Genomic DNA, 474 nt, shown 5'->3' on the forward strand with positions numbered 1-474 from the left:
GGAGCAGGCTGCCGAGTTCAAGCGCCGCATGAACGGCGAGCTGCCGGCCGACTGGAAAGCCGACGCCAGGGCGTTCGTGGAAAAACTGCAGGCCAACCCGGCCAACATCGCCAGCCGCAAGGCGTCGCAGAACGCGCTGGAAGCGTTCGGCAAGGTGCTGCCGGAGTTCCTGGGCGGCTCCGCCGACCTGGCGCCGAGCAACCTGACCATGTGGTCCGGCTCGAAAGCGCTGAACGTTGACCCGGCGGGCAACTACATTCATTACGGCGTGCGCGAGTTCGGCATGACCGCCATCACCAACGGCATCGCGCTGCACGGCGGCTTCCTGCCGTACTCGGCAACCTTCCTGATGTTTGTGGAATACGCCCGCAACGCGGTGCGCATGGCGGCGCTGATGAAGCTGCGCAACGTGTTCGTCTACACCCACGACTCCATCGGTCTGGGCGAAGACGGCCCGACCCACCAGCCGGTGGA

General features: G+C 65.8%; 1 pseudogene. It reads left to right on the forward strand.

What is annotated here, in order from left to right:
* Positions 1-474 (forward strand): annotated as a pseudogene (locus ACJ8QI_RS25470) (transketolase); the annotation flags it as partial.

The sequence above is a fragment of the Serratia sp. CY84636 genome, assembly GCF_052166245.1.
GTDB classification, from domain to species: domain Bacteria; phylum Pseudomonadota; class Gammaproteobacteria; order Enterobacterales; family Enterobacteriaceae; genus Serratia; species Serratia nevei.